The 12,696-nt window shown below is 72.2% G+C and carries 11 protein-coding genes and 1 tRNA gene; 5 read left to right on the forward strand and 7 right to left on the reverse strand.

Annotation, left to right across the window (positions count from 1 at the left end; all coding sequences use genetic code 11):
* Positions 1-281: 281 nt before the first annotated feature.
* Complete coding sequence (pepN, locus tag ACZ63F_RS27735) at positions 282-2,717, reverse strand: aminopeptidase N (RefSeq protein ID WP_469714702.1); 2,436 nt, start codon at positions 2,715-2,717, stop codon at positions 282-284.
* A 161-nt stretch (positions 2,718-2,878) separates the two neighbouring features.
* On the opposite strand from pepN, the gene ACZ63F_RS27740 reads away from it, so the two are divergent.
* The gene (locus ACZ63F_RS27740; protein WP_469714706.1) at positions 2,879-4,054 is read left to right on the forward strand and encodes an acyl-CoA dehydrogenase family protein; all 1,176 of its coding nucleotides are present in this window, start codon (positions 2,879-2,881) and stop codon (positions 4,052-4,054) included.
* Between the two features lie 133 nt (positions 4,055-4,187).
* Here the strand turns inward: ACZ63F_RS27740 and ACZ63F_RS27745 are convergent, their stop codons facing one another.
* From ACZ63F_RS27745 to ACZ63F_RS27760, 4 genes are read right to left on the reverse strand one after another with little or no spacing between them, the layout of a single operon-like run.
* The gene (locus tag ACZ63F_RS27745; RefSeq protein ID WP_351486505.1) at positions 4,188-4,517 is read right to left on the reverse strand and encodes a rhodanese-like domain-containing protein; all 330 of its coding nucleotides are present in this window, start codon (positions 4,515-4,517) and stop codon (positions 4,188-4,190) included.
* A 49-nt stretch (positions 4,518-4,566) separates the two neighbouring features.
* Positions 4,567-5,379, reverse strand: a complete 813-nt coding sequence (locus tag ACZ63F_RS27750) for a hypothetical protein (RefSeq protein WP_469714710.1) — start codon at positions 5,377-5,379, stop codon at positions 4,567-4,569.
* A gap of 9 nt (positions 5,380-5,388) precedes the next feature.
* Positions 5,389-5,868, reverse strand: coding sequence for a hypothetical protein (locus ACZ63F_RS27755; protein ID WP_469714714.1), 480 nt, complete (start codon positions 5,866-5,868; stop codon positions 5,389-5,391).
* Positions 5,869-5,917: 49 nt separating this feature from the next.
* Positions 5,918-7,381 (reverse strand): DUF2252 domain-containing protein, encoded by a 1,464-nt coding sequence (locus tag ACZ63F_RS27760; protein WP_469714718.1) that lies wholly within the window; start codon positions 7,379-7,381, stop codon positions 5,918-5,920.
* Between the two features lie 201 nt (positions 7,382-7,582).
* On the opposite strand from ACZ63F_RS27760, the gene ACZ63F_RS27765 reads away from it, so the two are divergent.
* Complete coding sequence (locus ACZ63F_RS27765) at positions 7,583-8,080, forward strand: DUF4265 domain-containing protein (RefSeq protein WP_469714722.1); 498 nt, start codon at positions 7,583-7,585, stop codon at positions 8,078-8,080.
* Positions 8,081-8,455: 375 nt separating this feature from the next.
* On the opposite strand, the gene ACZ63F_RS27770 is transcribed toward ACZ63F_RS27765, so the two are convergent.
* Positions 8,456-9,391 (reverse strand): NmrA family NAD(P)-binding protein, encoded by a 936-nt coding sequence (locus ACZ63F_RS27770; RefSeq protein WP_469714726.1) that lies wholly within the window; start codon positions 9,389-9,391, stop codon positions 8,456-8,458.
* A gap of 274 nt (positions 9,392-9,665) precedes the next feature.
* Here ACZ63F_RS27770 and ACZ63F_RS27775 point away from each other — a divergent pair, with 274 nt between their 5' ends.
* Positions 9,666-10,235, forward strand: a complete 570-nt coding sequence (locus ACZ63F_RS27775) for a TetR/AcrR family transcriptional regulator (RefSeq protein ID WP_469714729.1) — start codon at positions 9,666-9,668, stop codon at positions 10,233-10,235.
* Between the two features lie 455 nt (positions 10,236-10,690).
* Here ACZ63F_RS27775 and ACZ63F_RS27780 read toward each other — a convergent pair.
* Positions 10,691-10,774: transfer RNA gene (locus ACZ63F_RS27780), tRNA-Leu, on the reverse strand.
* Between the two features lie 419 nt (positions 10,775-11,193).
* Here ACZ63F_RS27780 and ACZ63F_RS27785 point away from each other — a divergent pair.
* Together ACZ63F_RS27785 and ACZ63F_RS27790 are read left to right on the forward strand one after the other, a co-directional pair.
* On the forward strand, positions 11,194-12,063 hold the full coding sequence (locus ACZ63F_RS27785; RefSeq protein ID WP_093500759.1) for an FhaA domain-containing protein: 870 nt from the start codon (positions 11,194-11,196) through the stop codon (positions 12,061-12,063).
* Positions 12,064-12,073: 10 nt separating this feature from the next.
* Positions 12,074-12,598: an FHA domain-containing protein FhaB/FipA gene (locus ACZ63F_RS27790; RefSeq protein ID WP_093500760.1), complete on the forward strand. Its 525-nt coding sequence runs from the start codon at positions 12,074-12,076 to the stop codon at positions 12,596-12,598.
* The last annotated feature ends 98 nt before the right edge of the window (positions 12,599-12,696 follow it).

Here is a 12,696-nt window from a genome sequence, read left to right on the forward strand (position 1 = left end):
GGCCACCGGGCGCAGCCCCGGGGAGGAGGCCGACGGCGTGGCCATCACCACTCCGGGCACGGCCGTCGGCCCTTCCGGTCCAGGCACCGGAGCCCCCGGCCCGGGATCGGCGCAGGTCATACGCCGTCCGCTCGCGTCCGTCGATCGCGCTGCCACGAGTTGTCCACAGGCCGCCGCCGAGGTTGTCCACAGCGGTTGATCGTCGGCACGGGCCCCGCGACCATGGGATCGGCCGGAGCCGAGCGATCGGACGGGACCCGGCAGGAGTGCCCAGCCCGGGGTCAGGCGTTCGCGGCCCGGGCACGGAGCATGCGGCGGACGGCGTCCGCGCGTTCCAGAAGGGTGTTGCGGACGACAGGGGAGGCGTCCCGGGCCGCCTGACGGACCCTCTCGATGTACACGGCGTCGATGGCATGCGGCGGGAAGAGATGGGAGGTGTAGGTCATCGCCGGGATCATGCCGCCCTGCTGCAGGTCGGGGATCACCGCCAGGTAGCGCTCGGCGTAGGGGGCGAGCCAGGTGTCCTGGCCGGGACGCCAGAAGGCGGCCGCCACCGCGGAGATCGCTGCGACCGGGACCTCGCGGTCCACGGCCAGCCGCTGCCAGACCTCGGCCTTCGCGGCCGGATCGGGGAGGGCCGCCCGGACGGTGAGGGCGCGGATCCAGGCGTCGGGGTCGGTGTCGCGTTCGAGCAGGGCGGCGGACTCGGCGGTGACGTCGCCGCCGAGCTCGGCCTCGCGGACGAGGGCGCGCCAGCGCAGGTCGACGTCGTCGCCGGCCTGCTCGCGGAGCCACGTCAGGTCATCGGCGCCGGTCGCGGTGCGGGCGAGGCCGCGCAGGGCGACCTGGCGGCGGCCCGGGTCGGCGGCGAGCCGTCGGCAGGCCGCGGCCACGGCCTCGGTCAGCGCGGGGCGTTCGGCGGGCGTTGCCCAGAGTTCGGCGATGTTGGTGACGAGCGTGAGGTAGGGCTCGATCACCGCGTCGGACGTCTCGGCCGCGAGGACCGCGGTGAGGCAGCGGCCGGCCTCGGCCGCCGTGGCCTCGCCTGCCGTGAGCATGTCCCAGACGGTGGCGGCGGCGACGCCCCGCGAGATGGCGGTGGGCAGCAGGCCCGCCGCGCGGAAGAGGGTGTCCCGGGCGGTGGGGTCCGGGCGGGTGGTGGCGAAGGTGAGGTCGTCGTCGTTGACCAGGAGGAGGTCGGACGTGGCGGGAAGGCCGGTGACCGGGGTGCGGGCCTCGGTGACCTCGACGCGGACCAGCGCGGTGCGTTCCAGGGCGTCGCCGGCGCGGTCGTACGCGCCGACCGCGAGGACCTGGGGGCGGGGGCTGCCGTCGGCGAGCAGGGTGACGGTGCCGCCGTCGCGCTCCAGGGTGAAGCGGTCGGTGCCCGCGGTCTCCAGCCAGGCCTTGCGCCAGCCGGTCAGGTCGCGGCCGCTGGCCTCGGCGAGGGCGTCGATCAGGTCCTGGAGGGTGGTGGTGCCCCAGGCGTGACGGGCGAAGTAGGCGGCCATGCCGGTGCGGAAGCGGTCCTCACCGACGTAGGTCATCAGCTGGAGGAGGACGGAGGCGCCCTTGGGATAGGTGATGTTGTCGAAGATCGACGCGGCCTGGGCGACGTCGTGGATGGGCTGGTGGATCGGGTGCGAGACCGGGCCCTGGTCGGAGAGGTACGCCCTGACCTTGCCGTTGAGGAGGTGGCCCGCCCAGGCGTCGGTGTGGCGGGTGGCGCCCTCGGCGGCCCAGTGGCAGGCGAACTCGGCGAAGGCCTCGTTCAGCCAGAGGTCGTCCCACCAGCGCATGGTGACGATGTTGCCGAACCACATGTGCGCCATCTCGTGCAGCAGCACCACCGCGAGCACCTCGCGCTCGGCGGGTGTCGGCTCGGCCCGCCGCAGGAAGGCGTCCGACCAGGTCACGCAACCGTAGTTCTCCATCGCACCGCCGAACTCGGGCATGAACACCTGGTCGTACTTGCGCTGCGGGAACGGCATGGCGAAGGCCTCCGCGTAGAAGGCGAGGCCCTGCCGGGTGAGGGTGAGGATGTCGTCGGCGTCGCGTTCCAGGACCTCGGCGAGCGAGCGGCGCGCGTAGATGCCGAGGTCGTGTCCGTCGGCCTCACGGCGGATCCCGTGGAAGGGGCCGGCGTTGACGACGGTGTTGTACACGGACAGCGGCGGGGTGTCCGGGAAGCTCCAGCGGCGGGCCGCACCCTGCTCTTCGATCCGCGGGTCCCCGGAGTTGCTGAGAACGGTCCAGGCGGCCGGAGCCGTGACGGTGAAGGCGTGCGGGGCCTTGAGGTCGGGCTGGTCGAAGCAGGCCCAGACGAACCGGGCCTCGTCGGGCTCGAAGCTCGTCCACACGTACACCTCGCCGTCGGCGGGGTCGGTGGCCTTGTGCACGCCCGCGCCGGTGGCGGTGTCGGCCTGGACGCTCTCGACGCGCAGCACGTTGTGCGCGGCCAGCCCGGGCAGCGGGATCCGCCCGTCGCCGGAGGGGGTGAGGGGGCTGCCGTTGAGGGTGGCGGCGCGCACCTCGGCCGCACAGTCGACGAAGGTCTCCGCGCCCGGCTCGGAGCAGCTGAAGGTGACCGTGGAGACGCAGCGGACCTCCGGCCCGTCGGGCAGGGCGGTGAGGTCGATGTCGATGTCGTACCGCTCGACCGTGACCAGTGCGGCCCGGTGCTCGGCCTCGGTGCGGGTCAGGCTTCGGATCCCCATGTGTCCTCCCTCGTGTGTCCGTCCCCCGTCGGCGGAGAGCGGCCGTCAGCCTACGACGGGAGCAGCTGGTGATCGCAGGGATTTTGGGTTCCCTTCTTCTAGAACCTGTTCTATCTTGACGGACCGTCAGATCAGCGGGGACCCGCCGGGAGGACAGGACCGTGGACTTCACCTTCACCGAGGAGCAGTTGGCGGCGGCCGAGACGGCACGCGGGGTGTTCGCCGGGGTGGCGCCGGACGCGGTGCCGAGCCCGGCGCTGACCACCGGCGCCGTCTCCGAGCACTTCGACCGGGAACTGTGGGACCGGCTGGCGCAAGCGGATCTGCTGAGTCTGCTGCTGGCCGAGGAGTACGGCGGCGCCGGCCTGGACGCCATCGCGCTGTGCCTGGTACTGCGGGAGTCGGCGAAGGTGCTGGCCAGGGTGCCGTTGCTGGAGCACAGCGCGGCCCTGGCGACCGTGCAGAGGTACGGGTCGGCGGAGTTGCGGGACCGGCTGGCGGCGCGGGCGGGGCGGGGCGAGCCGGTGCTGACGGTCGCCGCGAGCGGACGCACCGGGCACGACCCGGCCGAGCTGGCGGTGACCGCGCGGCGGGACGGCGACGCGTGGGTGCTGGACGGCGTGCAGACGGCGGTGCCGTGGGCGTACGACGCCGCCCTCGTCGTCGTACCGGCGCGCACCGAGGCGGACCGGAGCGTGCTGGCGCTGGTGGCGCCGGGTGGCGAGGGGGCCAGGGCCGAGAGTTCGGGCTCGGGCTCGGGCTCGGCCGGGGTGACGGTCGCCGAGCAGGTGTCGACCAGTGGGGAACGGCTCGGGGAACTGCGGCTGGAGTCGGCGCGGGTCGCGGCGCGGGACGTGGTGGCGGCGGACGGGGCCTGGGAGTGGCTGCGAGAGCTGCTGGTGACCGGGACGTGCGCGCTGGCGCTCGGGGTGGGTGAGCGGGTGCTGAGGATGACCGGTGAGTACGCCGGCAAGCGGGAGCAGTTCGGGCATCCCATCGCCACGTTCCAGGCGGTGGCCGTGCAGGCCGCGGACCGGTACATCGACCTGCGGGCCATGGAGGCGACGCTGTGGCAGGCGGCGTGGCGGATCGCCTCGGGGGCGTCCGGGGCGCTGCCGGCGGCCGGGGACGTGGCGGTGGCGAAGATCTGGGCGGCCGACGGGGTGCGGCGGGTGGTGCAGACCGCGCAGCATCTGCACGGGGGGTTCGGGGCCGACACGGAGTACGTGCTGCACCGGTACCACGCGTGGGCGAAGCAGATCGAGCTGGCGCTCGGGGGGGCCGGGGTTCACGAGGAGGCGCTGGGGGATCTGCTGGCCGCGCATCCACTGGGGTAGTGGAGAGAAAGAGAGGGGGGCGCTCGGTCGTGGGTGATCTGCGGGTCGGTGGGGGCTGGTCGCGCAGTTCCCCGCGCCCCTTTCGGGGCGCTCCGGTGCGGGGCGCCCCAGACGGGGCTTCCCGCCCGGTGTCTCAGACGACGAAGCCCGGTTCTCCCCCGTCCGTGACGACCTCGCGGCCCGCCGCCTGCCACACCTGCATGCCGCCGTCGACGTTCACGGCGTCGATGCCCTGCTGGACCAGGTACATCGTGACCTGGGCCGAGCGACCGCCGGAGCGGCAGATGACGTGCACGCGGGCGTCCTGGGGGGCGGCCTCGGTGAGCTCGCCGTAGCGGGCCACGAACTCGCTGATCGGGATGTGCAGGGCACCGGCGGCATGGCCCGCCTGCCACTCGTCGTCCTCGCGGACGTCCAGCAGGAAGTCGCCGTCCTTGAGGTCCGCGACCTCGACCGTGGGCACACGCGCTGCGAAGTTCATGTCTCCGACGCTACCCGACCGGAGCGGAGGGCTACTCCTGGGTCAGCAGGGCCGCCAGTTCCGCCTCGCGTTCGGTCACGTCCTTGCGGAGCCGCTCGGCGATCTCGTCGAGGAGGGCGTCGGGGTCGTCGGGGGCCAGCCGGAGCAGGCCGGCGATGGGGCCGTTCTCCAGCTCCTTGGCGACCAGGCCGAGCAGTTCCTTGCGCTGGGAGAGCCATTCCAGGCGGGCGTACAGCTCCTCGGCCCGGCTCGGCCTGCGCTCCGGCGGGACCGGGCCGGCCTCCCACTCCTCGGCCAGCTCGCGCAGCAGGGCCTCGTCGCCGCGGGCGTAGGCCGCGTTGACCCGGCTGAGGAACTCCTCGCGCCGCTCCTGCTCGGCCTCGTCCTGTACCAGGTCGGGGTGGGCCTTGCGGGCCAGCTCGCGGTAGAGCCGGCGGGCCTCCTCGCTGGGGCGGACCCGCTGCGGCGGCCGGACCTCCTGCTCGGTGAGCATCGCGACGGCCTCCGGGAACAGGCCGTCGCCGTCCATCCAGCCGTGCAGCAGCTCCTCGACACCGGGGATGGGCAGGACCCGGGCGCGGGCCTCCTCGGCGGCGCGGATGTCCTCGGGGTCGCCGGTGCGGGCGGCCTTGGCCTCGGCGATCCGCGCGTCCAGCTCCTCGATGCGGAGGTAGAGGGGGCCGAGCTTCTGTTCGTGCAGGCGGGAGAAATTCTCCACCTCGACGCGGAAGGTCTCGACCGCGATCTCGTACTCGATCAACGCCTGCTCGGCGGCCCGTACGGCCTGCTCCAGCCGTTCCTCGGGCCGCGGTGCCTGGGACTGCTCAGCTTCCGGGGTCGTCACCCGACCAGCCTAGGGCCTGTCGTCGCCGTCGGTGGCCGGGACCCACTCGGCGACCAGATCGGTGCAGGCCACGACGAGGGTGCCGGGGCGGCAGGCCAGCTCGTGGGTGCAGCCGCCGGGGTGCGGAAGGATCTCGTCGAGGATCACCTCGCCGAGCGAGGTGAGGTCGCAGGCGCCCAGGATGTCCGTCTGGAAGCGGGAGACGCCCGTGTAGCGGACGATCAGGTCCTCGTCGTGCTTGTGGCCGTCGTGACGGAAGCGGAGCTCCATGCCGGCGGTGGCCGTGCGGCGCATCTCCAGGGGGCGCAGGTCCTTCACGCAGCGGCGGCCGCCGAACTCGTAGTGGCGCGGGTCGGTGGCGAAGGCGCGGGCGCCGGGCGGCAGGCCGTCGGCGAGTTCCGGCAGCCGCGCCAGGTAGGGGCCGGGGTCGATGGAGACCACGGCAGCGCCCTCGCCCGTGGCGCCCTCGCTTATGTCGACGTACTTCACATCAGCACCTCTCGGGACACCGGAGGCCGCGAGCCGTGGATCACGCCGATCACACCCCGGGCTCCGCCGCTATCCGGCCCGCCCGCACCGCGGTCACCAGCTCCTCGTGGTCCGCCTCCGTACGGTCGGCGTAGGCCACCGCGAAGGCGGCGATCGCCTCGTCCAGCTCCTCGTTCTTGCCGCAGTAGCCGGCGATCAGGCGCGGGTCGGCACTGTGCGAGTGGGCGCGGGCCAGCAGGGCGCCGGTCATCCTGCCGTAGTCGTCGATCTGGTCGGGGGACAGGGCGGCGGGGTCGACGCTGCCCTTGCGGTTGCGGAACTGACGGACCTGGAACGGGCGGCCGTCCACCGTGGTCCAGCCGAGCAGGATGTCGCTGACCACCTGCATCCGTTTCTGGCCGAGGACCACCCGGCGGCCCTCGTGGTCGACGGCGGGCGTCTCGAAGCCGGCCGTGGCGAGATGGGGGACGAGCGCGGACGGGCGGGCCTCCTTGACCTGGAGTATCAGCGGCTCGCCGCGGTGGTCGAGGAGGAGGACGACATAGGAGCGGGTGCCGACGCTGCCGGTACCGACGATCCGGAAGGCGACGTCGTGCGGGGTGTGCCGGGCGAGCAGCGGGTGGCGGTCCTCGGAGAGCGTGGTCACGTAGTGCTCCAGGGCGGCGGTGACCGCCTCCGCCTCCGCGTCCGGGACCCGGCGCAGCACCGGCGCGGCGTCCACGAAGCGGCGGCCGCCGTCCTCGGTGGGCTCGGTGGCGCGGGCCGCGAACCGGCCGCTGGTGTTGGCGCGGGCCTTCTCCGAGACCCGGCGCAGGGTGCCGATCATGTCGTGGGCGTCGGAGTGGGAGACCAGCTCCTCGTCCGCGATCGCGTTCCACGCGTCCAGGACCGGGAGCTTGGCCAGCAGGCGCATGGTGCGGCGGTAGGCGCCGGTCGCGTCGCCGGCCGCCTTGCGGCACGTGTCCTCGTCGGCGCCCGCCTCCCGGCCGGCCAGCACCAGGGACGCGGCAAGCCGCTTGAGGTCCCACTCCCAGGGGCCGGTCACCGTCTCGTCGAAGTCGTTCAGGTCGATGACGAGGTCGCCGCGCGGGTCGCCGTACAGGCCGAAGTTGGCCGCGTGGGCGTCGCCGCAGATCTGGGTGGCGATCCTGGTCATGGGGGTGCGGGCCAGGTCGTGCGCCATCAGGCCGGCCGAGCCGCGCAGGAACGCGAAGGGGCTCGCCGCCATCCTGCCGACCCTTATCGGGACCAGCTCGGGGATGCGGTCCCGGTTGGACTCCTCGACCGCGCGGACCGCGTCGGGGCGGGAGCCGTCCAGGTCCAGGGCGTCGTGGCTGCGGCGCGGCACCGCCGAACGCAGCGCCTTGCCCTCCTCCTTGGGGGAGCCCTGCGAAGGCCACTGCGCAAACCCCTTCGGCGCGGGCAGCTTGCGCCCGCCGGCCGCCGTCGGCTCTTCCACTCCGGTCACGTCGACCGCCTCCCCCGTACTCCCCGCACGCACACGCACGAACATCAACTCGTGGAGACGGTACAGGCGGGGGCCGAGAGCCGTCAGACCCTGTGGACAACTTCGGGACGGTTTGGGGCGGGTGGGGCACCGTCGTCGTATATCCGGCATCCGGCGGGGGCTGTTCGCGCATTACGGGACGAGCCGACCCCGGGGATGATCCATGAGCCTCCAGCGGCCCCGGACAGCCTCTGCGAGCATGCTGGAATGAGCACCGAGAGCCCCACGCACTCCCATCGCTGCCATGTGGCGCTCCGGGCCGGCTTCGCCAGTTCCGGCAAGCCAGTGTTCGAGACGCTTCCTGCCAGAGCCGTCGATCCTGGCAGCTACGAACTGTTGGGTAGCCCCGGCATGGTCGAGGGCTGCGCGGCCGGGGACTTGCTGAAGATCGATGCCGATGGTCTGTTCCAGGTCGAGCAGCGAGGCCCGAACCTCTGCATCCAGGCCTTCGGCGAGCCCGCCTTCGCTGCTGAGTCCTTGGAGTCCCTGATCGGCGCCTTCGACCCCCTGGACGGCCTGGTGGAGGCACCCGCCGACCGGCGGTTCATCGTGGTGACGGTGCCCGCCGTTGCCGGGTTCCCCGCGGTCGAGGCTGTCATGGAAGCGTGGGCAGCAGGTGTGAGCGGGCTGCTCGAATGGGGATTCAGCAACGTCTTCGGACCGGATGGAGAGCCACTGAACTGGTGGCAAGGATCTGAGGCGTAACCAGCGCGCCCCTTCGATCGGGAAGCACTGGGGAAACACCGGGAACGGCGCCGGGGTGCCCCACAACCGCACAGGTCACCGTCCTGCCAAGTCAGCGCCCACACGCGTACGCGATCTCCCCAGCGGATCCCGGCGCCTGCGCGCCGCTCGCCGCGACCGCCGCCGTCACCACCGCCTGGCCCGCCCTGCGGTGGGGAACGGCGAAGCTCACGGGGGCACTTGAGTGAGCCGCCCGCCGCCGCGACGCCTGCCGGGCCGCGACCGACCTCAGCGCGACGCCTGCCGGGCCCCGTCGATCCGGCGGACCACCCGCCCCCGGCAGCCCTCGGCCTCTCGGCCTCTCGGCCTCCTCGGCAGTCCGGACGGCAAGCCGCTTCAGTGGCTGTGGCCGAACACCTCAGAGTTCTTGCGGACGAAATCACCCACTCCCGCGGCGGGCCGTCCGGTGACCTCGGTCATGCCGTCCGCCTGGCGGTCGTAGCGGCCGGCCGCGTGCATGTGGGCCATGGCGGAGATGTGCTGGAAGACATGGTCCGGCAGGCCGAGCTCTTTGAGATCGCCGTCGAGCCATTCCTGCAGCGGGACCTCGGTGTAGCCGACCGTGCGGTGGAGGGCATCGGAGATCTCCGCGGCCAGAGCGGCGGCGCCCTGGGACCGGGGACCGGTCAACTCGTAGGTCCGGCCGATGTGCCGGGCCGGATCGGCCAGGATCTCCTCGACGACCGCGGCGACGTCACCGGCGGCGATCGGGGAGGTCTTCGCCTTGCCGAAGGGCCACCGAAGGGTGCCGCCCGCGGCGACCGCCGAAAACAGCGCCCGGAAGACCGGGTTCTCCATGAAGACGGTGGGCCTGACCTCGACCACGGGCAGCCCTGACCAGTCGAGAACCTGCTCGACCAGCCACTGCTGACGATGCTGATGCGATTCCGAGCCGCTGGTGGCGTCCATCTCGGAGACGGTCAGCTGCGACATGTTCACGAACACCTCCAGCCCTCCGTAGGCGCGCGCGACCGTGGCCGTGGTCACCGCGGCCAGCAGATACTCCGCCGAGACGGCCATGCCGAAGTACATCCGCCCGCAGCCGTCGAGGGCGTCGGCGACGTCACGGGGACGCGTCAGATCCCCGACCACGACTTCGGCGCCCGTCGCGCGCAGCGCCTGGGCGCGGTCGTCGTCGCGGTGCACCAGAGCACGGACCTCAAGGCCGCGGCGCCGCAGCCCCTGGACGACCGTTCTGCCGACGGCTCCGACGCTGCCCGCCGCACCGGTGACCAGGACCGGCCGCACGCCTGCTTCCGCGCTGTAGTCCATGGGGGCAGCCTGCGGCGGGCCCGATCAGGTCGCAACCGGGGTGGGATCCAAGCCGCCCACGCCTGCCTACGCTCGTGACCACGGAGGGACCGTAGAGACCGAAGAAGGGGTCTCGCTGCTCGACGCGGTTCGACCCGACGTCTGTTCCGTGCAGGAGCACCGTGCCGCCCGGGAAGAAGCGTGTGCGACACGCGACGGCAGACGCCCCAAGATGATGCCTACAATCTTCAAGTGGCGCGGGCTGACGGCGGCCCCGTGGGTGGGAGGTTCGATCATGGTCAGTTCGCAGGCGGACAAGGCGGCGAGCCACACCCGGATCGTCAACACGGCCGCCGCACGTTTCCGTCGCGATGGCGTGAACGGGGTCGGCGTGGCCGAACTGATGAAGGAGGCCGGTCTTACCCACGGCGGCTTCTACCGCCATTTCGCCTCGCGGGACGCTCTCGTCGCCGAGGCGGTCGAACAGGCGCTGGAGCAGGGAAACAAGCGGTTCCTGGCCGCCGCCGCCCGTGGCGGACAGCAGGCGTTCACGGCGATCGTCGACGGCTACCTCAGCACCGCCCACCGAGACACACCGGAGGACGGGTGCGCGGTCGCCGCTCTGCCGCAGGACGTCTCACGGGCCGATGACAGAACGCGGGGAGCGTACGGCCGGCAGGTCGAGAATTACCTGAACATCCTGGCGGACCTCGCGCCGGGCGACGATCCCGCAGCCGAGCGCCGGCAGGCATGTCTGGTACTCAGCGCTCTGGTCGGGGCGGTTGCCATGGCCCGAGCTGTCGACGACCGGGAACTGTCCGCGGAGATCCTCGCCGAGACGGCCGCCGCGCTCAAGGAACTCTGAGAGCGCCGTTCCTCATCCACCGGGCGTCGGATGAACGCTGGTGCCGCGCCGCCCACGTTCCGCGCCCCGCTCCGAAGGCATCGAATCGCAGGCTCCCGCCGCATCCGCGGCATCGCCGCGCGAACGATCCTGCTCGCCTTCCCACCGGCCCACGCCCACGGCGCCGCACTGCCACCGCCAGCAGGCCCGCTATCGCCACCAGACCCCGCCACCGCCGCAGACCTCGCCATCGCCACAGACCCCGAAACCCCGCCACCGCCGCAGACCAGACGCACCACACCGAAGACAGGCCCCACCCGTGAGATAGCTCACGACTCGGGGGCCTTCCCCATGCCCCGCCAAAGCCAAGGCCGTGCGATGCCTCACAGTCGGCGGACGATCACCCGACAACGAGAAACGGGCCCCTGCGGCGACTTCCGTCACCAGCAGAGACCCGTTCCGTCGGTTTCTCTCTGTGCGCGAGGGGGGAGTTGAACCCCCACGCCCTTGCGGGCACTGGAACCTGAATCCAGCGCGTCTGCCTATTCCGCCACCCGCGCATTGGGTGTGTCTTCCGGCTTCAGCCCCGTTGTTTCCTTCGGGCTGGCCCCTTCCGACATCGAGAACACTAGCACGTGGGGCAGGGTGGGTTCACATCCCTTATCGGGGGGCAGCGCTCACCTGGTGATCACGTACCGAGCGGTCTGCGGCCACGTATCAACCTCGTACCGGTCCAGCCCATCTGTCCAGGAGACGGACCGGGTCCACAGTCAGGTGCGGGACACTGGTCGTGGGCCACCTCTACGATCCATGGCAGAACGAGCGCCGATCCCGGGCAGGAGAAGCCAGGGGAAGCACGCCGAGGAGTTCGAAGAGGGGTCGCTGGGGGAACCGGCTGATTGCCGGGCGCGTAGATACGATCAGTGAGCGGTAACGGCAACGGCAGGCAGTACGGGCAAGGCGACAGAGGAGGTGCCCTGTGGGAGTCCTGAAGAAGTTCGAGCAGCGTCTCGAAGGTCTGGTCAACGGCACCTTCGCGAAGGTGTTCAAGTCCGAGGTCCAGCCCGTGGAGATCGCCGGCGCGCTGCAGCGCGAGTGCGACAACAACGCGACCATCTGGAACCGGGACCGGACCGTCGTACCCAATGACTTCATCGTGGAGCTGAGCGCGCCGGACTTCGAGCGGCTCAGCCCCTACTCCGGGCAGCTCGGCGACGAGCTCGCCGGGATGGTCCGCGACTACGCCAAGCAGCAGCGCTACACCTTCATGGGGCCGATCAAGGTCAATCTGGAGAAGGCCGACGACCTCGACACCGGCCTGTACCGGGTGCGCAGCCGCACGCTGGCCTCCTCCAGCAACCAGCAGGCCCCCGAGCGCGCCCCCGCGGGCGGCGCCCCGCAGCGCCCCGGCGGCTACGGCTACCCGCAGCAGAGCGCCGCCGCCCCGCCCATGCCGAGCGCCCCGCCGCCCGGCGCCCGCCCCGGCGGCTACGGGTACCCGCAGCCGACCCAGCCGGCCGCCCAGCGGCCGCCCTCGGGTCCCGTCGGCGCCCCGGCGCCCGGAGCCCGCACTCGCTACTGGATCGAGATCAACGGCACCCGCCATCAGATCTCCCGCGCGACGCTCGTGCTGGGCCGCAGCACCGAGGCCGACGTGCGGATCGACGACCCCGGCGTCTCCCGCCGGCACTGCGAGATCCGGACCGGTTCGCCCTCGACGATCCAGGATCTCGGGTCCACCAACGGCATCGTGGTGGACGGGCAGCACACCACCCGCGCTACGCTCCGCGACGGCTCGCGGATCGTCGTGGGCAGCACCACCATCATTTACCGGCAAGCCGAAGGGTGAAGCGGGGGCAATGTCAGAGCTGACCCTCACGGTCATGCGGCTGGGTTTCCTGGCCGTACTGTGGCTGTTCGTGATCGTGGCCGTGCAGGTCATCCGCAGCGACCTGTTCGGTACGCGCGTCACCCAGCGCGGATCGCGTAGGGAAGAAGGACGGCGGCAGCAGCCCGCCGCCCGGCAGCAGGCCGCGCCCCCGCAGCAGCGTGGCCAGCAGCCCGCGGCCGGCGGCCGGCAGCGCCGCAACGCCCCCACCAAGCTGGTCGTCTCCGAGGGCACCCTCACCGGTACGACGGTCGCCCTCCAGGGCCAGACCATCACCCTCGGCCGCGCCCACGACTCGACGATCGTGCTGGACGACGACTACGCCTCCAGCCGTCATGCCAGGATCTACCCGGACCGCGACGGCCAGTGGATCGTCGAGGACCTCGGCTCGACCAACGGCACCTACCTGGACCGGTCCCGGCTGACGACTCCCACGCCGATCCCGCTGGGCGCGCCGATCCGCATCGGCAAAACCGTCATCGAGCTGCGGAAGTAGTGCTACATCATGGATAGGCGCGAGCGGAGCGAGCACGCAGCGGCGGACCGGACGCCGGTCCCCGGCGCGCTCCCGACCGGAGGGTGGGCACCGTGCGG

Source organism: Streptomyces sp. NPDC104761 (genome assembly GCF_055583445.1).